Genomic DNA, 266 nt, shown 5'->3' on the forward strand with positions numbered 1-266 from the left:
GGCTTGCGATCTGCGGCGCGAGGTCGTCGATCACGACCTTGGCTTCGGACGCTGCAAAGGTGGCAGCGAGCGTGGCCTCGTATTCGCCGTCCGTGCCGTAAGCGTCCCAGGCGCGCTGCAACGCAGCCACAGCGCGATCGGCGGTGGCTTCGACGCTCGCCGCATACGCGCGGATTCGACCGAGTTGCGACTGAAGCACGGATTCGTCGGCGGGATGCTCGGCTTCGCCGTGATAGAAGTTGCGGCCGCGCGTGCGCAGCACGTCG

1 pseudogene is annotated in these 266 nt (G+C 67.7%); it reads right to left on the minus strand.

Annotation, left to right across the window (positions count from 1 at the left end):
* Positions 1-266 (minus strand): annotated as a pseudogene (locus tag AC0L3A_RS41125) (acyl-CoA dehydrogenase family protein); the annotation flags it as partial.

Source organism: Bradyrhizobium sp. MI1.3 (genome assembly GCF_055811695.1).